General features: G+C 56.8%; 19 protein-coding genes. 4 read left to right on the plus strand and 15 right to left on the minus strand.

Going from position 1 to position 21,000, the window contains the following annotated elements:
* Positions 1-113: 113 nt before the first annotated feature.
* Complete coding sequence (locus JMJ04_RS38950) at positions 114-599, plus strand: DinB family protein (protein ID WP_201375742.1); 486 nt, start codon at positions 114-116, stop codon at positions 597-599.
* Positions 600-747: 148 nt separating this feature from the next.
* Here the strand turns inward: JMJ04_RS38950 and JMJ04_RS38955 are convergent, their stop codons facing one another.
* The 3 genes from JMJ04_RS38955 to JMJ04_RS38965 are packed head-to-tail and all read right to left on the minus strand — an operon-like array spanning position 748 to position 6,451.
* Positions 748-1,584 (minus strand): hypothetical protein, encoded by an 837-nt coding sequence (locus JMJ04_RS38955; protein ID WP_201375743.1) that lies wholly within the window; start codon positions 1,582-1,584, stop codon positions 748-750.
* Positions 1,532-4,054, minus strand: coding sequence for a hypothetical protein (locus JMJ04_RS38960; RefSeq protein WP_201375744.1), 2,523 nt, complete (start codon positions 4,052-4,054; stop codon positions 1,532-1,534). Before JMJ04_RS38960 ends, JMJ04_RS38955 begins: the two co-directional genes overlap by 53 nt.
* A gap of 15 nt (positions 4,055-4,069) precedes the next feature.
* On the minus strand, positions 4,070-6,451 hold the full coding sequence (locus JMJ04_RS38965; RefSeq protein ID WP_307811808.1) for a tubulin-like doman-containing protein: 2,382 nt from the start codon (positions 6,449-6,451) through the stop codon (positions 4,070-4,072).
* Between JMJ04_RS38965 and JMJ04_RS47465 the strand changes: the two genes are divergently transcribed.
* Positions 6,362-6,571, plus strand: a complete 210-nt coding sequence (locus tag JMJ04_RS47465) for a hypothetical protein (protein WP_236038891.1) — start codon at positions 6,362-6,364, stop codon at positions 6,569-6,571. The genes JMJ04_RS38965 and JMJ04_RS47465 overlap by 90 nt on opposite strands.
* A 387-nt stretch (positions 6,572-6,958) precedes the next feature.
* Here JMJ04_RS47465 and JMJ04_RS38970 read toward each other — a convergent pair whose 3' ends face one another.
* The 9 genes from JMJ04_RS38970 to JMJ04_RS39010 form a co-directional block, all read right to left on the minus strand.
* Positions 6,959-9,400, minus strand: a complete 2,442-nt coding sequence (locus tag JMJ04_RS38970; RefSeq protein WP_201375745.1) for a vWA domain-containing protein — start codon at positions 9,398-9,400, stop codon at positions 6,959-6,961.
* Between the two features lie 176 nt (positions 9,401-9,576).
* On the minus strand, positions 9,577-10,029 hold the full coding sequence (locus tag JMJ04_RS38975; RefSeq protein WP_201375746.1) for a hypothetical protein: 453 nt from the start codon (positions 10,027-10,029) through the stop codon (positions 9,577-9,579).
* A 40-nt stretch (positions 10,030-10,069) separates the two neighbouring features.
* Positions 10,070-10,888: an ABC transporter permease gene (locus tag JMJ04_RS38980; RefSeq protein ID WP_201375747.1), complete on the minus strand. Its 819-nt coding sequence runs from the start codon at positions 10,886-10,888 to the stop codon at positions 10,070-10,072.
* Complete coding sequence (locus JMJ04_RS38985) at positions 10,881-11,723, minus strand: ABC transporter ATP-binding protein (RefSeq protein ID WP_201375748.1); 843 nt, start codon at positions 11,721-11,723, stop codon at positions 10,881-10,883. Before JMJ04_RS38985 ends, JMJ04_RS38980 begins: the two co-directional genes overlap by 8 nt.
* Before the next feature lie 148 nt (positions 11,724-11,871).
* Positions 11,872-12,927, minus strand: coding sequence for an ABC transporter substrate-binding protein (locus JMJ04_RS38990; RefSeq protein WP_201375749.1), 1,056 nt, complete (start codon positions 12,925-12,927; stop codon positions 11,872-11,874).
* Between the two features lie 112 nt (positions 12,928-13,039).
* Positions 13,040-14,206, minus strand: a complete 1,167-nt coding sequence (gene sat / locus JMJ04_RS38995; protein ID WP_201375750.1) for a sulfate adenylyltransferase — start codon at positions 14,204-14,206, stop codon at positions 13,040-13,042.
* A 96-nt stretch (positions 14,207-14,302) separates the two neighbouring features.
* On the minus strand, positions 14,303-14,989 hold the full coding sequence (gene cysC / locus JMJ04_RS39000; protein ID WP_268887422.1) for an adenylyl-sulfate kinase: 687 nt from the start codon (positions 14,987-14,989) through the stop codon (positions 14,303-14,305).
* Positions 14,910-15,869 carry an aryl-sulfate sulfotransferase gene (locus tag JMJ04_RS39005; RefSeq protein ID WP_201375752.1) on the minus strand — a complete coding sequence of 320 codons (960 nt, stop codon included), beginning with the start codon at positions 15,867-15,869 and terminating at the stop codon, positions 14,910-14,912. Before JMJ04_RS39005 ends, cysC begins: the two co-directional genes overlap by 80 nt.
* A gap of 294 nt (positions 15,870-16,163) precedes the next feature.
* A complete protein-coding gene (locus JMJ04_RS39010; RefSeq protein WP_201375753.1) occupies positions 16,164-17,378 on the minus strand; it encodes a threonine synthase in 1,215 nt (404 codons plus the stop codon).
* Positions 17,379-17,480: 102 nt separating this feature from the next.
* Here JMJ04_RS39010 and JMJ04_RS39015 point away from each other — a divergent pair, with 102 nt between their 5' ends.
* Entirely contained in the window at positions 17,481-18,434 is a 954-nt protein-coding gene (locus tag JMJ04_RS39015; protein WP_201375754.1) for an LLM class flavin-dependent oxidoreductase, read from the plus strand.
* 51 nt (positions 18,435-18,485) lie between these two features.
* On the plus strand, positions 18,486-19,376 hold the full coding sequence (locus tag JMJ04_RS39020; protein WP_201375755.1) for an alpha/beta hydrolase: 891 nt from the start codon (positions 18,486-18,488) through the stop codon (positions 19,374-19,376).
* Positions 19,377-19,395: 19 nt separating this feature from the next.
* Here JMJ04_RS39020 and JMJ04_RS39025 read toward each other — a convergent pair whose 3' ends face one another.
* The 3 genes from JMJ04_RS39025 to JMJ04_RS39035 form a co-directional block, all read right to left on the minus strand.
* The gene (locus tag JMJ04_RS39025; RefSeq protein ID WP_201375756.1) at positions 19,396-19,698 is read right to left on the minus strand and encodes a hypothetical protein; all 303 of its coding nucleotides are present in this window, start codon (positions 19,696-19,698) and stop codon (positions 19,396-19,398) included.
* Positions 19,699-19,837: 139 nt separating this feature from the next.
* Entirely contained in the window at positions 19,838-20,044 is a 207-nt protein-coding gene (locus JMJ04_RS39030; RefSeq protein ID WP_201375757.1) for a DUF2795 domain-containing protein, read from the minus strand.
* Between the two features lie 151 nt (positions 20,045-20,195).
* A complete protein-coding gene (locus tag JMJ04_RS39035) occupies positions 20,196-20,972 on the minus strand; it encodes an acyl-[acyl-carrier-protein] thioesterase (RefSeq protein ID WP_201375758.1) in 777 nt (258 codons plus the stop codon).
* Positions 20,973-21,000 lie beyond the last annotated feature (28 nt).

The following is a 21,000-nucleotide window of genomic DNA, read 5'->3' on the forward strand; positions in this document are numbered from 1 at the left end:
TCAAAAAAAATGATGGGTGCAATCGAAAGCTATTGCTAACGCCTGGGCTTGTAGGTGTGTTAGAGTAGGGATAGGTTAGTTTGCATATTTTGAGAGATAAGGATGAAAGTGTTATGAATACAAATCGTGCTCAGTTAATTGCTACTCTGGAGCAGACGCATGGGGTGTTGGCGGAATTGACGGCGAGCTTAAGCGATGGGGCGCTGGACTTTCGCCCAGGCGCGGAGGAGTGGAGCACGCGTGAGATCCTGGCTCACCTGGTAGACGACGAGATGTTTGTCATGCGCACGCGTGTGGAGCGTATGGTCAAAGAGGAACATCCTACGCTTGCTGATAATGATGAGAAGAAGTGGCATAGCCATCGCAACACCTCACGTGATGCCGTGAGCGAGTTATTACACGACTTCGCTATTCAGCGTGCGGCCAGCCTGAACATCCTGACCTTCCTGAGCGAGGAGGATTGGGCGCGTACAGGCTTCCACCCTGGCTACGGCGATTTCACCGTTGAGAAGTGGCTTGAGCATTGGGCCGAGCACGATCTCGTCCACATTCGCCAGATCGAGCAGAATAACGCCGCATATACAGCCAGCCAGCGGTAGCACGTCCGCTACTGGCGTACGCGGCTACTGTTGGTTGGCCTGGGAAGTCATCGCACGCGATGACTTCCCAGGCTCTTACGTGGCAATTTGTCCGGACAAAATTTCCCTGTGAAAGTCTTTGGGCGCGTGCGATATGGGAGGTCAGCAATTACCGTTGGGGTGGGAAGAGGTGGTTAAAGGGCCAGAGGCTGCTCAGGACGGTGAGTGGCGAGATGGAGGCGTTCATGCTGGCTGGTAACTGGTGCCTGGTTGGCCTGGTGGGCTGGGAGTGCCAGAAGATGGCGCCAATGCCAACGAATACAAGCAGGATCTCGATGGTCAGGAGCAGCCATTCATCTCTCAGGCGGGCTTGAAAATTGCGCTTGAAGAGAATCTCGGCAAGCAAGAGGAGCAGGCAGAGCAGGCCGTAAGTGCTGAGATAGAGGCGATGCCGCGCAGGTGGGCTGTGGTGAAAGAGGCTACAATGGGCGATGAAGACGCTGATCGCCAGCAGGGCAAAGGGGATGGGCGGTGAATTGTCGTGCCACCACATGGTGTTAATGAGGAGCAAGGAGATAGCCCCTTGAGCCAGGAGCGCGGGATGCAGCGGCTCAAACGCCGTACAGGCGTGTAAGATTCTACCGAAGCTGAATGTTCCTGGCTGGTCGCTAGGCAGTTCGGCGAGTTTAAAGCCAAAGGTGAAGGTGAGGAGCCAGATGAGGCCGAAGAGCAGCCAGATGAGCAGGATCTGGAAGAAATAGGGGACATCGGGCACGTGGCAGATGAGCGCGTCACTATTGCTAATCCTGGTTGAGGGACAAAGCAGACCATCCCAGGTCAGCATGCCCACAACAATGGCAAACGTACAGAGAAACGCGGCCAGGAGCCACCAGCGCGGGTACCAACCAGCATACTGGCGAATAATGCCTCTCAAGGACTCAGATGATGGCTCTTCACGCTGAGTTTGAGCTGTCGTCGGGGTGGGCGTAGGTGTAGGTTCTGGCATAGCTTTCCTCCGTTGTAAGCAAGTTGCCGCGACTAAAGGTGGCGATAATGAGCCAGGGATGTGCTTCGGGCAGGTATACAGGGTAGGCATCGTCAGGGATATGGAGCACATTCCGTTGTAGCTCTCTTTCACGTCCACACACAAAGGTCATGCTCTGCTCAGACATGCCCGGTCCCGGCTGGTAGAGTAGCTTACGTGCCTGCGTGAAGGCTTCGCGCCAGGCATCATCCTTCGTAAGAGCCGGACCGAGTTCCGTCATCTCGCCGGAGCAGTATGGTTGTACAGTCTCCCGGGCGAAGGCTATGAGCTGGCGGCGCAGGTTATCCTGGTTGCTGGTAGGCAGGCTCTGGCCTGTCGCTGTAAGCGTGCGCAAGAAGTGTTGCTGGATGGCTGGCAGGGTCTGATGCCAGGGCTGTACGGGGGCGAGCGTGCGCATCTTATTAACTTGCTCGACGATCTCCTCAAATGTATTCCTCGACCCATGTTGCAAGAGCTCCCCATTGACTACAAGCACGTCGCGCGATCCAGCAGGGCTGTTGTAGAGCTCCTGCTGAAGGCGCTCGGCCTGCTCGCTAAACTGGTCGCGTAGAGTTACAAAGCATGGGGCCAGGTCATGCAGACGCTCACGTAGATCGTGGACGTTTTCCTGTAGCTCCTGTATGAGCTTTGCGCGAAGTTCGTCCTCGCGAAGCTCGCAGCGGTGGATATACGCCAGGCGATGGAAGCTTAGCAGGTCGGATCGGGCGACTCGCACGGCCTGCTGGCGCTGATAATGAAAGAGCCCATGCGCGAGAAATGTGGTTGTGCTCACGCCTGCTATGATGTTCGCTAATATGCTTATGGGATATAGGAGAGGCAGAGTGATGAGTACGGCAATGAGAAAAGGGAGTGCGATCAAGGCCTGGGCCGCTGGAGAAGGTACGCGAGCCTCACGCCGAGTGAGACGCTTCCCCAGGCGTTGAGCGATTTCTGCCTCTTCAGCGCTCAGGTCTGGGGAAGGCTGTTTGTCTGCTTGAGGTGGCTTTTCAGGAGCGGTCGGCGTGGCTTGAGGGAGGCCAGCGCGTGCTGCAAATGTGCGCATGATCTCGTTATAGCCTCGTTGATGGCGGCTCTGCCAGGCGAGGCAGCGCCTTTCGAGTTGTGCCGCCTGCGAGGTAAACTCGTCGATATAGAGCATGGCGAGATGTAGCCCGGTTTCATCAACCTGGCTGGTGTCTGTAATGATCTGCTGAAGCCTTGTGGTGATGAGTGTAGACATGGCCTGCCAGGCGAGCGTGGCGCTAGCATTCCATGCCTTATAGCGCTCAGGAGCCTTCTTTGCGCGACACGTGACCAGCTCACTCCAGTTCATAGCCGCTCCAGGCTGGTGAGTGAAGGCGTGCTGTACTGCTTCGGGCCAGAAGCGGGCGAAGAGCGCCTGCGCTTGCTCTGAAAGCTGGCTGTGTAGCCGAGCTGTGTCTTCAGCGTTTGGTAGCTGAGATGGAGGCGTGGAGCGGAGCCCATCCAGGCTGGGGGCGAGGTGCTCTGGATGCTGGCGCGGATACATGCTCCAATGGAAGCCGCGTTTGATATTGGTGAGGGGACGCTCCTGGCTGTCCTCCAGCCAGTGGGTAAGCGTCTGGGCGAAGCCACGCGCTCCGGCCCGTAGCTCTTCCTGCCTGCTTGTCGCGATAGGCGTTTCCTGGAGACCGCGCCGCCATTGCTCAAGGAGGTCTCTACCAAGGCGTAGCGCACAGTAGTCTTGAATGGCCTCTTGGGGAGAGAGCACCAGGCTGGTGCTAAGGCTACCCACAACAATTGGCGTGGCCGGACTGGTGCCACCACGAATCATTTCCATGAAGAATGGTTCGGTCGTGATACTGGTGAGTAGCAGGGTAAAGAGCGCCTCCGCCATGGCATAGCAGGTCTCGTCCTCCGAGAGAAAGGCCTGCTGTGGCTGGAGTGAGTTCCCTTGATAGAGATAGCAGAAGTGAGTTGGGAGCGCAAGCTTCAGAGGTGCTTCTAACTGGTTACTCTGCTGGGTGCGGAGCATAGAGCAGATGAACGAATGGTTATTGGCGCGTTGTAGTTGAGCCTGTAGGGCTTGCTGAACCTGGGCGAGAGGGCTGCGCGTGGGATCTCCAACGATATAAATTTGCGCGCGAGGATCAGGTACAGGATAGCCCGCGCGTGTAATTCCCGTGATGAGCTGGTTGGATTGGAGCTCTTGCAAGGTCTGTGTGACCAGGAGTTCAAAAGGTCTGGTTTCTGCTGTGGATATTTGCGCCTGCTCAAGTGGGTGGGTCAGGGAGAGCTGGGTTGTCGTGCGTTTCTGTGTGTCGAGCTGAAGCAGGGCCATACCCTGGCAGAGAACGCTGTCCGGTTTTGTCCGTTGGAGGAGCAACATGAACTGTGCGCAAATATGCTCCCCCGTCTCATCGACGAAGATGACCAGTCCCGGGCGAAAACGGAGATAAATAGGCGCGCGCATGGTCTCCCTCCTTTCTCAAGATTCAGCAGGCTTCTGAGCGCTTGTTGGCGACGTTGGTTGTGTCACCGGAGTCGAGGAGCGGCGGATGACCATCTCGGGCAGGGGAAGAGCATAGCCAAGCGCGTTCCTATCTGTAACCAGGCGCTCAGCCTCACCTGAACTATGGACCGGCATCAGACCCGTGCCATGGCCCTCCTCCCAGGCGCGCTGGAAATGCTGGTAGCATTCCATGGCGCTATTGTGTTCCAGATAGAAGTCGCGTACCGTGCTGAGGCTCAGTGCGTGCAGGCCATAGCTGACTTGCAGGCTATGCGGATCATGCATGACGTTGACCAGCGGGGTCTGCCCATGACTGGCGAAGGCGCTCATATGTTGTAGGGCCTGCTTGAAGAGGGCCTCCTGACTGCCATCGCGCCAGGCCAGGCCCATAAAGAGTGAGCTATCCAGCGTGGAGGGGCCCTCCGGCCAGAGTTCGGCCTCAAAGGTCACCAGGCTAGAGAGCAGGCCATAGATGTGCTCCAGGTGCGCGATGAAGTAGCCGCTGATCTGCTCGCCACGCGTCTGCCCGTTATACGCTGGTGGCGTAGCCTTATCCAGGAGCTCAAAGAGATTCATATCCGCGAAGCGTTTCGTGTAGTACTCGCGAAAGAAATCGACCACGCGATCCGCCAATCGGGCGGCGATATAGCGCTCAATGGAGAGCGTATTGCTGCCGGGAGCGCTGGTCGTGCGCGCAAGAAACTCGGTACAGGGCTTGATGAAGTCCTGGTAGTTAATGGCCTGCTGCTCATCTTCCAGCGACATGTCTCCAGCCGTGGACCAGCGATAGAGGCGCTCCACGGCGATGTTGTGCTCATTGAGTGTACGCAGCGTGCTCAAGTCAAAGAGATGGCGCTGGTGAGGGTGAGGGTTTTCTAGCTTGCCATACCAGGCCATGCTGGCCTGGCCCTTCAGACGCAGCTCACGCGCCCGCTCGGTGGTGCTGGCGCTCTGAAACCAGGAGAGCGATTGATTAAGGGCCTCACGCACGCGTTCATTGAGATCATGCAGGAGATGCTCTAGCAGATGGTAGCGCGTAGCCAGGGCATGACGGCGCAGGCGCTCATTGTAAGCCTCAGCCAGGGCACTGGCATAGTCGCGTGTGACGCGGCGCAGGGCGCCAGGCAGGTGAGGCTGGTGCACAAGTCGTTCTTCAAGCTCATAGGGGCGCATGGGGACCCTGGGCGGCTCTCCCTCCTGCAAGCGCTCAAACATAAAGCGATACTCCTGCTGGAGAGAACGCAGATGCTGCACGCGCCGGTTAAAAAGGCTTGTCTGACCCGTATCATTCTCCTCAAAGGTGTCGACGCCTTCAATATGTCGATGCTCTTCACGGGCCTTCAAGTCAATGACCTCTTGCATACGCGCCTCGGTGTTGCGCTCGAAGCGCTCTAGTTTCGCCCAGAGGAGATCGAGATGGGCCTGCGAGGCCTCCTCGAAATCGCTGCTGCGGAAGACGCCCAGGCGCACGGCGAAGGGATTACTCTCGTCGGCCTCGATGCGCCCCACGCCATTCCATTCCTTGCTCCAGGCCCGCCGCTCGTTCTCGCCCGCCTCTCTCGTGGCAGGTTGATAACTGGCGAGGAGAGGAAGCAGGTAGGAGGCCGAGATCTGGGCGAAGGCTTGAGCCGTTTCGGAGGCAGGGAAGCATACCTCAAGCGGACAGGTCGTGCCAAAAAGCGTGGGCAGGCCACGGTCATCCGTCGAACCAAGGGTGCGACGATCCAGCCACTTTGAATGCTCCAGGAAACCAACTCCAGCCGCGTTCGTTGTCCGTTGAAAGAGATCCATGCCGACTATGCGCGCCGTATCGATGCTATCGTTCATAGAGGCATTGCCGATCAGATAGATCTCGTTGGCGATAGGGTCGTTGGTCAGGCGGTGCATACGGTTACGCATATATTTCTGATACTCACCAGTGGGGGTAGTGGCGGCGGCGCGACTATAGGCCAGTACCTCTAGCAGGCAGGCGGTGGCATTGCTCTTGCGCCAGCGCAGGTCATTGGCGGTCGCGCCATTTATGGCCTCGGGAAGCATACAGAAGACATTGATGCGCTGCTTATACTGGTGGTGCGTCAGAATCTCGCGAATCATGACGGCGATATCTACCAGGATGCCGCTACCGGTGCCGCCGCCGAGGAAGGCGACAATATTGGCCTGCACGCCCACAGTCTTAGAGATATTCTGCTCGCTGCCCAGGCGCGCCACAGCCACCAGGGCATGCTCCAGCACCTCATGAATATATTGATAATTGAAGCAGGCCGCGACATGACCGTTGTTGCGGATGCCTCCTGCGCCATTGGTAAAGTATTGTGGTATGCGCTGCTGGATAAAGGTATGCTGGTCACTGGCATCGATGCGCGTAGCGCTGGAGATGCCAATGGGGACCGAGATGTGCAGGGGAAATTCCAGGAAGACATTGTTGTGCTGGTGGCGAAACTCGACCAGGGGGCCGGAGGATCGTCGGTATCGATGTAGACCAGGGCCACGCGCTGCTGATCGCCTGGCTTGAGGACTCGCATATGCCGCATCAATTCGAGACCGGCCAGGGCCGAGGTGCTCCCAAGAAGCACCACCAGGTTAGGTGTTAGGACGCGTGATGCCGCGACCGTCGCCGGAAGTTCAGACTCTAAACGGATCTCATCTTCATGCATGCTGGCCATACAAGTCTCTTTCTAGTGGGCCGACGCTGCTAAAGCACGCGTCTACATATAATGGCGCGATATGTAGTTCACCAAGTTTGTAGGGTCCATGCTTGCATGGACTCTTCGGCCCACAGACTGGCACCCTGACGCAGGCAAGTCGCTGCGCTCGGAGGCCGAGCAAGCTCTGCCCCTACAAGCCTTTTCTCCTGAATACACCACTTTAAAAGATGTCATCTTCATAGTTGTCTATGCGGGCAGCTTTGCGCCTCTTCTGGTGCCATTTGGACTTGGAAGAGGAGGTATCAGGCCGACTCGATTCTTCATATAGCCTTTTGCTTTCCTCTGTGTTGGGAGCGTGACGGGCTTGAATATGATAGGTAGCCATCGCCTCGCCTGGATTTTCTTCTGGTAGGCGATAGTGTAACTCGTGTAGCTCCTGGAAGGCCGGCTGAACTGGCTCGCCATCACTCTTGCGCCAGGAGGTGTTGGCGAAATTATCCCTGGCCACCTCGATACCACCACTGTGTTTGAAGCGGAGGCGGAGGCCGGGCGGGAGACCAGCCTGGCGCGAGCGCAGGAACTGGGGATGTAGCAGCGCCTGGAGAGGGCCGCGACGCGCGCGTTGCAGGCGGATGTTGCCTACAGCCTCGCCCTCCTGGCTGACCAGCACCTCGCCGAAGGGATGAGGCAGGAGCGCATAGCGCACGAGCAGCACCAGGAGCAGCAAGAACAGCCAATAGAGCAGAGTAATCAACCAGGCCCGCAGCGTTTGAAGCCAGGTGGGAGCGACCAGGGCGACGCGCAGGGAGCGCTGAATCGTTCCGAAGTCGCCATGGCTATCGGCGAAACTCCCGCGTGTATGGAAGAGCAGGCGGTAAGGTCCGCTTTGTGCATTGGGCAGTGTTAGCGCAAAGCGTCCATCCTGGCGGTTTTGTACCTGTACGGGAACTGGATCTTTCGCGTTGGGCGGGATCGCCTCGGCCCGCACCTGGGCGTGAGCATATGCCTGCTGGCGCAGCAATGTCTGCCCCTCGATCGAGGCGGCGGGTAGAGCTGGAATTCCCTGGAGCGGCCACTGGCTCATCCACTCTATGGGCTGGAGTGGCAGACTATAGAGTAGGCGCAGAGCCGGGTCCCACTCAACTGTCTGGACTGTAATCTCCTGGTCGGTCGGTTGCTGTGTCGCTGGGGAGAGCAGGTTGGGCTCGGGAAAATGTTCGAGGCGCAGCGAGCGCAACTGACTGCTGAGCGTGTGCGCAAGGCTGACGCTATAGCTATTGACCGTGATATCGTAGGAGCCTGAGGGGGCGTTCTCAGGCACAAAGATGGTGCCGGTATACGTCCCAGGCGTTGCCTTGCTATTGAGCGCGACGTCCTGGCTATACTGGCCCCCGGCGCCGTTGTAGGCGACATGACCACTGAGTGAGACGGTATTATCGGTGATTGCTTCGCCATGATAGGTCAGGTGAGTGCTGATCGTGATAGGCTGGCCCAAGGCCAGTGCTGATTGTGCGCCGCTTTGCAGGTTGGCCTGTGAGATATCGAGGGCTGAGAGTGCCAGTGACGAAGCCTTTAAACTCTTCATCAGGAAGTGCCCGGAGCCAGTTACGGTCAGATTCCAGTCTCCCTGCTGGGGGCGGTCAATTGAGTAGATGACATAGTAGGGGTCAACGTTGGAGACAAAGACGCCCGGTTGTGCGCTGATGTTATGTCCCTGCGGATCTTGGAGTGCGACCGTAGTACCTGGCTGATCCTTAATGACGACTACGTCCAGGTTATCGGTATAGCTGGTCACATTGAAGGCGCGGCTGACGCTGCCATTGGGCTGGGTCAGGCCGATATCATCGCCGACCGTCCGGTGATTATGGCGGGCGAAGATATCCACAAAGAAGGGTGCGATATTCAGGGGCGAGGGCTGACCCTGGATAACCCCGTTGGCATCGTCATAGAACTTGCCCGAGGTCGCATTGGCGAGACCACTGAGAAACTCGTGGAATGAATGGTAGGGTGTTCCGGCCTGGATGGGCGCGTTATTGCCCAGCGCGATGGTATCGATGCTCCAATTGTGCTGCTTAAATTGTGGGAGAAGTTCGCTTTGAATGGCATTTACCTGGTCATTCGTGCCTGGATCGGGATTGCCATCGGTCAAGAGCACGACCGAGCCTGCGCGCGGCTGATCCTGAGTAGCCTGCTGGAGCATCTGAAGCGCTCTGTGTAGCGCATCATAGGTCGGTGTCGTGCTATTGGGCTGGCAGTGATGCGATTGCTCTGTGATGGTCTTTTGCAGAGCCTGGTGCTGCAAGGGCGTTGCCATCTCGCCGGGGTTGGCCCAGCTCTGAGCCAGGGGAAAATTATGCGGTCCGCCGGTCGCGCCATTGCCATCGAGGGCCACGACGCCGATATAGTTGCCGGGTCCGCTTAGATCGATAAAAGCATTGGCCGCCGAGCAGCGCAGGCCAGCGGGATCACTCGTGCTCATCGAGCCGGACATATCCAGGACAAGAATCGTGACTGAGTTCTGCTCAGCAGGAGTCAGGCCAGCCTCTCTGCGTGCCGTCTGAGCTAACGCCTGTGAAGCGGGAGAAGTAATGGAACCTGTCAGCAAGAGAGCGCTGAGGAGTGCGCCAAGTATATAGCAAATGTGGAAGAAGGCCTTCATCACACACATTTCCAGATGGGGGCATGACCTGCGCTGCTAAAGCACGCGCCTACATATCAAGCTACGTTGACTGCTCTCTATTCACTATAGTCCCCACATCCAAGCCAGGCGATTACTGCTGCGTCATTTGCGCTCGCTTATTTGCTTTTTGGCTTCAGGCGTTCCTCAGGCTGTATACATCAGATCGTGTGCTTATTTGCTGATAGGCGCTCCTCTAGAGTCTGCTGGGCGGCCAGCAGGAGAAAGGGGATGAGGATAAAGAGCAGGCGCGAGGCTGCCATGAGAAAGAGCAGTGTGCTCCAGGTGATTGGTGTGGCATAGAGAGCTAGCGCGACGCCGATTACCGCCAGCAGCACGCCTGTGACCAGGACAATCGTAGCCCAGCGATGCCAGCCTCGGGTATCGCGGCGGTCCTGGGCGATGCTCTCGGTAAATTGCCAGCAGACAAAGAGGCCATCGATGAAGATGAGGACTGCTATCAAATGTCCAGGTTGCGCGATCCAGGTTTGCGCCACGTTTGTACTCCAGGTCGCGGTGAAGTGCAGGGCCAGCGCGACCAGAAACGTGGCGAATACGCCGATGAGGATGTAGACGTCGCGAATGGAGCGAGCAATCGTCAAAACCACGCGCATAGAGGTTTAACACCTTTCTTATGCTTATAAAAAGCCGTATTTAACCCTGGAGTCCACGGCGTTCGCGTATCCCGCGTTCGATATTGGCGAAGATGAGCGTATCAATTGCCACGCCGATGGCGATAATAATGAGCATAACGGCCATGACCTGGGACGCGTCGGAGAGGTCACGTCCGTTGTTGAGCAGGTTGCCCAGGCTCAGCGAGACGTAAATCAGTTCAGCGGCCATCAATGAGCGCCAGGCAAAGGTCCAGCCCTGTTTCAGCCCCTCTATAATAGAGGGTAGCGCGGCCGGAAGAATGACCTGCGTGGCCAGGCGTATGCCGCGTGTGCCGAGCGTGCGCGCTGCTCTGACATACAGCGGGGGCGTATTCTTGATGCCATTGACGACACCGAGCGTAATCGAGAAGAGGGCGCCCATCACGACGACAAAGGTGATCGCCTGTTCCGTGAGGCCAAACCAGAGGATGGCCAGCGGGAGCCAGCACACACTGGGCAGGGCTTGCAGACCCAGGATCAACGAACCCACGGTCTCCTCCAGGAGGCGGAAGCGCCCGATGAGCGCGCCTAGCGCTACCCCTAGTACGAGCGAAATCGCGTAGCCAATCGCCAGTCTCTGCACACTTACCAGCGCCCCCTGGAGATACTGACCACTACTGATGCCGTCTACCAGGGAGGCGAACACAGTCAGCGGACCCGGCAGAGAATAGGAGGGCCAGATGTTCAGGATAGCTATGATGTGCCACGCCAGGAGTAAAAGTGCGTAGAACACGAGGCGGCGCAGCCAGGGACCAATTGCCGCGTATGCTGGGCGTGTCGCTGTTTGCGGTGTCGAAAGTTGAGCGGTCGCCTTAGCCATTGTGTACCACCTCTTGTTCTCCCATGGCACCCTTCAGAACCGCCAGGATCTCGGCAGCCTGGTCTACCAGGTGATGATCTTCCAGCGAGCGTGGCCGGGGGAGATCAATGCGGAAGTCACGCACAATCGTGCCAGGCCGAGGTGAGAAGACGACTACGCGGTCACCCAGGGCCACCGCTTCATGCACGTTATGGGTGACAAAGACAATCGTTTTTTGTGTTGCCGACCAGATGCTTTCAAGTTCAGCATACATGCGGTCACGCGTCAGGGCATCCAGGGCGCCAAAGGGTTCGTCCATCAGGAGTACAGCCGGATTGATGGCCAGGGCACGCGCGATAGCCACACGTTGCCGCATGCCGCCCGAGAGATGGTGAATATAGCTCTTCTCGAAGCCAGTCAGGTGGACCATGTCGATGAACTTCTGTGTGAGCGAGGCCCGTTTCTTCGCGGGGAGACCAGCCTGGCGCAGGCCAAACTCGACGTTGCCACGTACATCGAGCCAGGGGAAAAGTGCTGCCTCCTGAAAGAGCAGCACGCGGTCGGTACCTGGTCCCTGCACGGGCTTATTGCTGGCCCAGACTGTACCGTTACTGGCGCTCTCCAGGCCCGCGATAATGCTGAGCAGGGTCGATTTGCCACAGCCACTGGGACCAACAAAGCAGACAAACTCGCCCGCCTCAATGTCCAGGCTGACCGGGCGCAATGCCTCGACGGCCTGTGCGCGCCCAGCATAGGTTTTGCTGACCTGCTCTATTTTCAAAGGGATCCCATTAGGCTCTTCAGATACACTCTGAAGCTGGGACGGTAACTCAATAACTGGCGAGCGCCGAAGCATTATCTCTTTTCCTCCTGCTATAGCTTGCACACACCTTTGGCATAACGACTCGCGCCCGCGGCGCTTGCCAGAGTTAGTAGGTGCGATGGATGCTGTGCTGGCAGCCTGCGGCTATCAGCACAGCATCCATCGCACCTACTCCCCGAAATTATGGGGTAGAGATGGTCGGTTTCCCTTTGGCAGAGAGGACCGCATTAAGATCGCTGAGCTGATACAGGTTCTTCAGATCGGGCTTGCTCTTGCCCAGGAAGCCGAGCGCGAAAGCCTGGTCAGCGGCCTTGTACAGGGCACTGGGCAGTGGATCATAGGTGATGTTCAGGTTGGCGAAGGCCTGATCGAGTTCATTTTGTGGGAGCGCTTTGCCTGAGAGGCGCTTGAGCTCGCCGTTGATGATCTTCTTGGCGTCGTCGGGATGGCTCTGAATATAGCCAACGGTATCGACATGGGCTTCCAGGAACTTCTTGACCAGGTCGGGATGCTGATCATAGAAGGCTTTGCGTACGACGACATTGGTCGTCACAAACTGTCCCTCGGGCCAGAGGGTGCGCTCATCGACAAGAACCTTGCCCTTGCCCTCAACCACCAGGCGGGTGGCATAAGGCTCAGGCACCCAGGCGCCATCGATCTTGCCCTGTTTGAACAGGGAGAGAATATTGGCGTTATCGGTTGGGATAACCTGGACATTGCCACCCTTATCGGTGCTTTGCAGACCATGATTCTGGAGGTAGTTGCGTAGTGCAACGTCCTGAGTATTGCCGAGCTGAGGTGTGGCCAGCTTCTTATTAGCCAGGTCAGCGGGCGTCTTAATATTTGGTTGTACCACGAAAGAGGCGCCACCGCTGGCAGCCCCGGCAATGATGCGTAGCGCTGAACCCTGGCTCTTGATATAACCATTGATGGCCGGATTTGGGCCGACATAGCCGATATCAATGCTCTTGGCGAAGAGGGCCTCAATGAGCGCGGGTCCCGCGTTAAAGGTCGTGGTTTGCAGCGTGACGTTTGATCCAAGCGCCTTGGCGAACGTCCCTTGCTGTACGCCGACGACCGCGACGGCGTGGGTGATATTAGGGAAATACCCCAGGTGGACCGTAACCTTGCCATTGCTGCTGGCATTCGCGTCCTGCCCGGTGCATCCAAGCAGAGCAACGGCGAGCAAAGCAAACAGGGCCAGGATACTCCAGCTGTGTGGGAGCTTCTGTTTCATTCCTTTGATTACTCCTTGAAAAAAGTTAATAGAGTAAAGCGAACTCGTTTAGGTGAAAGCTTGCTTCGCATACGCCGTCGTATTTGTCACAGAGCAGGTATGTGGCGCGCCCTTACGCCACGGGTTCGCGCATAGCCTCGATAAGAATGCGGGCGACCTCTGGACGCGAGAACTCGCGTGGTGGGAGCGTCCCCTCACGCAGCAACTGGCGCACCTTTGTTCCGCTCAAGGCCACATGCTGCTCCGCGCTATGCGGACAGGTCTTCTGTGAGGCCATGGATTGGCACTCACGACAGAAGAAGGCATTTTCAAAGAAAATGGGTGTAATACCGAGCAGGACGGGATCAAATTCGGCAAAGATCTTTTGCGCGTCATAGGTGCCGTAGTAGTTGCCGACGCCCGCGTGATCGCGGCCCACGATAAAGTGTGAGCAGCCATAATTCTTGCGCATTAAGGCATGGAAGATGGCCTCACGTGGGCCAGCATAGCGCATCGAGGCTGGGAGTACGCCCAGAAGGACACGATTCGCCGGATAGTAGTTCTCCAGCAGCACCTCGTAGCAGCGCATACGTACAGCGGCGGGAATATCATCGCTCTTAGTATCACCAACAAGGGGATGCAGATAGAGGCCATCCACTGTTTCCAAGGCGCACTTCTGGATATACTCATGCGCGCGATGCACTGGATTGCGAGTCTGGAAGCCTACAACGCGTTTCCAGCCGCGCTCGGCGAAGAGCTGGCGCGATTGCGTGGGCGTGTAGCGATACTGCGCGAAGTTCTGCTGCTGCAAGGACACGATGCGTACGGGGCCACCAAGCAGGACATCTTCCTGCTGATAGACAACCTTGACGCCTGGATGGGCCTCTTCCTCGGTGCGGTAGACCTGGCGTGCCTCGTGTCGCTTATCATAGGTATACTTCTCTTCCAGCGTCAGTACAGCCTGTAATTCGCCTGCCTGATCCAAGAGCGCGACCTCGGAACCCTCCTGGAGCTTTTCAGCCTGCTCGCTTGAGACTGCCAGGGTAACGGGTACAGACCAGGGGAGACCATTGCTGAGGTGCATTGTGTTTACGACGCTCTCATAATCCGCGCGGTTGAGAAAGCCCTTCAAGGGGCTATAGGCACCATTGGCCAGTTGTTCCAGGTCCGCGAGCTGCCGCGAGCCGATGACGATCTGAGGAAGCGCCTGGCCACGTTCACGAAGCTCTTGTTGTTCGGTCTGGCTGGCGAGGTTGATGATCAATGTGCCGCCATGAGGAGCAATCAAGCCGTCTGTCATGAGTATCTATCCTGCCTTTACTCTAAATAAGAATTCTATGGGTGCGATGTCGTAGGGTCAGAGCTTGCTCGGACTAAGGCCAAGCCAGCTTGGCCCCTACAGGGTTGAAATTGGTGTTTCGAGATAGCTGGCATCCAGGTACTCTAGCTCCACGAGTTTGTGCAGGATGCGCTGCACGCTCTCCTCGATAGTCTCGGTATTGGTCTCAATGATCAATTCAGGATGCTCTGGCTCCTCATAGGGATCATCCACACCGGTAAAGTTCTTGATCTTGCCCTCGTCCACCAGTTTGTAGAGACCCTTGACATCGCGGTCGCGACAGACCTCGATGGGGCATTTCACGTAGATCTCGACAAAGTTGCCGATCTCCTGACGTGCCCACTCGCGAGCCTCGCGATAAGGCGAGATGGCGGCTGAGATGCACACTACGCCATTGCGTGTGAGTAGGCCACAGACGAAGGCGATGCGCTTGATATTGGTATCGCGGTCCTCGCGGCTAAAACCCAGGCCCTTGCTCAGGTGGGTACGTACGATGTCGCCATCGAGAATCTCAACATTGCGTCCATGCTGTCGCAGGCGCTTCTCAAGGGCATCGGAGAGGGTGCTTTTCCCGGCCCCGGAGAGGCCTGTCAACCAGATCGTAAATCCTGTATTTGCCATGCTTGACTCTCTTCCTTGATAGAAAAATATATGGGTTCTTATGCTAGAAGGTGTAGGCTTCGTAGAGACGCCACTCGGGATTGAGGTCGAATTGAGCAATGTTCTGCTGCTCGACCTCGCCATTCTTGCGCCCACGCTTCAGGAGGATGCGCGTATGCTTGCCATCGACGAGCACCCAGGCGTTATGCTGCGCATTATAGCTGCAATCCTGGAGCCAGCTTGTGCCTGCATCCACCTCTTCCTCAATCGTGGTGCCATGACCGGAGGAATTGAGGCGTACGAGCAAGGCTTTGCCGTGGACGGTGTCGGCGACGGTAAAATGCTCCTCATCCAGGATGCGTACCGAGTGGGGATGATCTAGTCCTTCAAGGATGGTCTCCCACTTCCCACTTTCGCGATCAATGGCGATAACCGTACCCTGGTGAAAGAGGGTCGCCAGGACGCGCCCATCGGGTAGCTCGGCTACCGAGTTCACATGCGTGGTCTGCTGGAGCGTGCCGTATTTGATGATGCGGTGGTCGGCCTCTTTGTCAAGCTCACGTAGCTCGCCTGTAGGGGTGTGGGTAAAACCATGGTCGGTGGCCCACCAGGTCCAGAGCACCTCGCCCGTGGGGCTGAACTCGACCAGGAGGTCAATGCCTGTGCTGGCGACGAGATAGCCGCGCCGGGTGCGTGAGACAGAGTGTAGGGCATTGAAGAGCGGAGAGCTAATAAAATCGCTCTGAAGGGTTTGCAGCTGCGTATCAACCCGGTGAATGCTATCAAAGGTGGTGACCAGGACATCCTTCTCGAATGGTGCCAGCCCAGCCGCCATGCTCAGGTTGAGCACCTTCTGTGTGGCCCCCAGGTCATCGATAAGGCAGACCAGGCCACCGAGGTCACCCCCAGGCTTCTGTTTGCTTCCAAGGACGGTCAGCGGGCAGGAGGTCTCCTCGCGCGTCTGGGTCCAGTGTTGTTTGAGCGTCGAGTGTTGCGTGGAAATGCAACTGAGCAATAGCTTCATGCAGGAACTCCGTTTACCTATATGCCTATCAGGATAGTCTGTCATCGTTATGACCTAAATCAACACACCGTTCCCTCTATGGAAGCCTGCAAGTCGCCCCTTTGCGCTCATGCTCTTATGCCGCTACCCGCAAAATATGTTGACTTAGTTTATCAAGATACTAATAATATCCTTATTAACTATACCGTATAGGATTCTTGCTTGTCAATTGTTAAAGTGCAGCAAAAAGGGTGTGGGTGGAAAACTGAGCGAAGCTCAGTTTTCCACCCACACCCTTTTTGCTGCACTTTTTTCTTAAGCCACTGGCAGTTCATCCTGCGGCTGGAGTAGTGGAACCTCTACCTGGACCGTATCGGGATATTTGAGGCCCGTGCCTGTGTTGAGCAAGACTACATGCTCGTCTGCTTTGATCCAGCCACTGGCGCGTAGTTGTTCCGCGGCGGCGAGGGTGGCAGCGCCCTCGGGGCAGACGAAGAGACCCTCCGTGGCGGCCAGCCTGGATTGAGCCTGGAGCAGCTCCTCATCGCTGATGGCAATGGCGCAACCATCGGTGTTGCGGACCGCCTCGAGTACGAGGAAATCGCCCAGGGCCTTGGGGACGTTGATGCCGAAGGCAATGGTGCGCGAGTTAGGCCAGAGCTGGGAGTCAGGCTTGCCCTCCTGCCAGGCCTGGACAATGGGAGCACAACCTGTGGCCTGAACCGCGACCAGCCGTGGCAGGCGTTCACCAATCCAGCCCATCTGCTGTAGCTCGCGCAGAGCCTTGTAAATACCGATGATGCCTACGCCGCCACCGGTGGGGTAGAGAATGACATCGGGGACATCCCAGGCGAACTGTTCCGCGAGTTCATAGCCCATCGTCTTCTTGCCCTCGATGCGGTATGGTTCCTTGAGGGTCGAGGCCTCATACCAGCCGTGGGCCTTGACGCCACGCCCGACGATGGCTCCCGCGTCATTGATCAGGCCATTGACCAGGAAGAGTCTCGCGCCGTTGATGGCACATTCATTGCGCGTAATGGTTGGTGCTCCCTCGGGCATGACGATCACGGCCTCGATACCTGCTCGCGCGGCATAGGTCGCCCAGGCGCCTCCGGCATTGCCATTGGTTGGCATGGCCAGGGTTTTAACGCCCAGTTCTTTGGCACGTGACACGCCCACGGCGGCGCCGCGCGCCTTAAAGCTGCCCGTAGGAATCACGCCCTCATCTTTTACATAGAGATTAGGTATCTCCAGCTGCGCCCCCAGACGTTTGAGGGGAATGAGCGGCGTCATGCCTTCGCCCAGGGTGACGACATTCTCTGGCGAGCGAACTGGCAGCAGCTCGTGATAGCGCCAGAGCGAGGGCTCACGCCTCTGTAACTCTTGCTTGTTGAGCTGTTTGCTTGCAGCCTCCAGGTCATAGCGTACGAGCAGGGGTGAGCCACAGGTACAGAGATGCGCCTGAGCATCTGGATCATAGCTCGCGTGACAGCGCGGGCATTCGAGGTGGTGAAGAAAGCTAAAGGCCAAGGTATACCATCCAATCTAGTAGAATAAGAGTATTGGTATGATTGTTACCAGTATTACAACATATCTCCTCTCGATCACAAGGTTTGAAAGGAAATACATGGTATGTCAACATATGAGAAAATCGTGCGCGAGCGGGTAGGTTTGGCGGTATCCGGTGCGACCGCATCTGAGGCTATTGCCGCGATTGTGGCGGCAGAAAAGGCTGGTGTGCGCCAGGTATGGATGACGCAAGGGGGTCTGTCTCCCGATACGCTAACTATCTTCGCAGCCGCTGCGGTGCAGACGCAGAGTATTCGCATGGGAACGTCTATTGTGCCCACGTATCCACGTCATCCCCTGGCTTTGGCGCAGCAAGCCCTGGCCTTAAGTGACATCGCTCCAGAGCGTTTGCGTCTGGGTGTGGGTCCAAGCCATCGGCCGATTATTGAGGGAGGCTATGGTATCCCTATGCAGAGCCCACAGGAGCACCTGCGTGAGTATGTGACGATCTTGCGTGCGGCGCTCTGGGATGGTAAAGTTGAGCATCAGGGGCGCTTCTTTGCGGTCAAAGGCACACTTCCACGCGCGCCGCATACGCCGATTCTGATATCTGCCTTGCGCGAGGGGGCTTTTCGCCTGGCGGGTGAGCTGACCGATGGCGCGCTCTCCTGGGTTTGCCCGGTTCCTTACCTGCTTGAGAAGGCCTTGCCAGCGCTAAGAGCTGGAGCCATAAAGGCTGGGCGCCAGATCCCGCCCCTGGTGGCACATATTCCGGTGGCTCTCAGCCAGGATCGGCAGGCGGTAAATGTGGCGGCACGCAAGCAATTGGGGTACTATGGGCATCTGCCTTTCTATGTCAGTATGTTTGCCGAGGCAGGTTTCCCCGTTTCACCCGAGGGTGAGCTGAGTGACGCGTTGCTTGAGAACCTGGTTGTCGCAGGGGATGAAGCGGCAATTGCGGAGCACTTAAAGAAGCTGCTGACATCTCGCCTGGATGAATTGCTGGTGATGCCCATCGTTGTGGCAAATGCCAAAGATGAACGAGAGCGCCTGGCTCGCTTGATTGGTCAAATATAATACCAGGAGCGTGCGCCCGGGATGCTCGTACTGCTTTGAGGAGGTCTGAATATGTCTTTTCAGCCAGAGGCGCCGGGTGATTGGGGCGTCATGCGAGAGATCCCTGACGTGCGTGCGATTACCGAGACACTGCTCACGGCGGACGGTTGCCCGCATTTTGTGCGTGGTTGGGTCAATGAGCATGCCACGCGCGTGCTCTTGATCCTGCATGGGCTCGGCGGACATAGTGGATGGTATATTGACCTGGGCAATGTCCTAGCGGAGCAGGGCATTACGGTCTACGCCATGGATCATCGTGGTTTTGGCCACTCGGGTGGAATGGCTGGTCATATTGATCGCTATCGCACCTATATAGATGATATTGTATTTATGCTCGCCGAAATACGCAAGCGTCACCCAGAGGCGGCTATATATCTCCTAGGACATAGCATGGGTGGCCTCTTTGCCACTTATGTCGCGGCTCGACATGGCGAGGACCTGGCCGGAGTGATCCTGCTCAACTCCTGGATTCAGGACACGGCGAAGGTTCCCTCGCTGGTCGTGCTGCAAATCCTCGTGGGAGGTCTCCTGGGTTCCCGGCGCTACTGGACAGTTGGTGATGGCGCGAAGTCAATGACAATCAATCCTGAAGCTATACGGATGCTGGAGGCGGATACCTATTGGGGGAAGCGCCAGACGGCGGCCATGCTCGTCCAAATCTTGCAGATGCGTCTCGCGGCGCTCGCCCAGGCCAGGCAGGTCACGATCCCCGCGCTTGTCTTACAGGCTGAAGATGATGCCGCTGTCTCTATTGAGACCAACCGGAAGCTCTACGAGCACCTGGCCAGTCACGATAAGACCTGGAAGGACTATCCCGGCTACCACCATGATAGCCAGTTTGAGCATGACCGCTCCCGCCTGGATGCAGACCTGATTGCCTGGCTAAGAGAGCATGCCGGGTGATGCAATGACATATATTTCCCTACAAATTTGAGCCGTTATCGGATCCGCCGCCTGTATAGGAGCTGCTACCTTGATTGATAGGATGGTGCTTTCTGACGGCCTTCTCCGTGCTTTCCTCCACGGCCGTAGGGGTGTCAACTCCGCCTCCTGTCGCGGCTCCACTGGCGTCGTAGAGTGAATCCTCGCTGATGGCATCACCTGCGTCATTTGTCTCTGGCATGGTGCTGTCATCTGGCGTTTGCTGCCGCTGGCTATCTATTTCCGCATGGCTTGGACGCCTCTGGATGTCGCCACGCTCTTTCTTATGACCTTGTTTGCTCATAGATATCTACCTTTGTGGGCTATAAAAACGCCTTTTGCGATTGCGCTACATACGTGGTACGTGAGCACCTACGCGTTGGGCTTACATTTTGTCCGAATGCGTAGGCGCACGTACGTAGCGTTGTTCCTTCGGAATAATGTTACCGTGATTCGCGATTGATCTGGCCGATCGCTTTGGTGATATCGGTAGGCTTGTTAAATGTCTCGTCTGGTAGCTTTTGCAGGGCATCCATTATCTCTTTGTCGGCACCCTGTTGCTGCGCGTGCTTGACCAGGTTATCTTTACTCGTCGGGTAGTCTATGCCCTTGAGGTGTTTCTCAACCTGAATTGGATTAATTTCTGCCATAACGAGTTGTTTCCTCCTTCTCAAAGGTTGGGTATATGTTGTCTACGGTACCTTATGTACCTGTATAGTATGTTCCATACAGGCACAAGGTAAGGCACGAACCTTCGACGGGAAAGGTGACAGAAAAATGCTTGTATTATTGTCTTGTACCCTAAAGCTCTTGAGTGTGCCAGAGCCAGCGGGAGTGTGCGCGTACTGCCACAGTTCCATTACGCGTGATGCGTTGCAGGCGGCTGAATTCCTCTCCAGCCGTAGGCCAGGGGTCGAACCAGCTCTGGATTGCGAATTGCTCGCCAAAACGAATGCTTTCGGCATACTCGATGTCGTAGGAGCGGATCCGGGGCATGGCCTTGTCGGGCGTAATGCCAGCCTGCGCATAGGCCTCCCAGGCAGCATTATCCAATGCCTCAACATAGGCTGCGTTGTTCATGTGCTGCATTAAATCGGTATCGGAGAAGCGTACTGTAGCCTCAGAGCGGTGTGGCTCGCTTTCGGGAAAAGGGGATAGTGGCGCCTCTGGCTGCTGAGGTTGCGGACCATCCGGTAGCCATATTTCGGCTGTACCTTCGGGCATACGCGTAGGACGCCCACGCTTGTCCACATAGACCCAGAGCGTGCGCGCGCTAACTACAGGCGTATCGTGTGGTTCGCCCGCCAGGTAGGCCGCGTAGCCGCGTTGTGCAGTAATGCGTGTGAAGCCCATGCCAAAGGTCTTTAAATCAAGTTTGGTATGTATCTTGATTGGAGTCGCGAAGGAAATAACGGTCCTCTTTACGATCCAGTAGCCCTCTCCCCCCAGTTGTATGTCCTCAGCATCTAGAGAAGCGATCTCCTGCATATAGCGTAAGAATGCCGCTGGAGTGAGATAGCCATAGTTATCACATTCATCATAGCGAACGGTGTGTGTATGATAGAATTGTCGATTCATTCTCCCATAAGTTCCTTTATCCAATTTC

The sequence above is a fragment of the Ktedonobacter robiniae genome, assembly GCF_016587375.1.
GTDB classification, from domain to species: Bacteria; Chloroflexota; Ktedonobacteria; order Ktedonobacterales; family Ktedonobacteraceae; genus Ktedonobacter; species Ktedonobacter robiniae.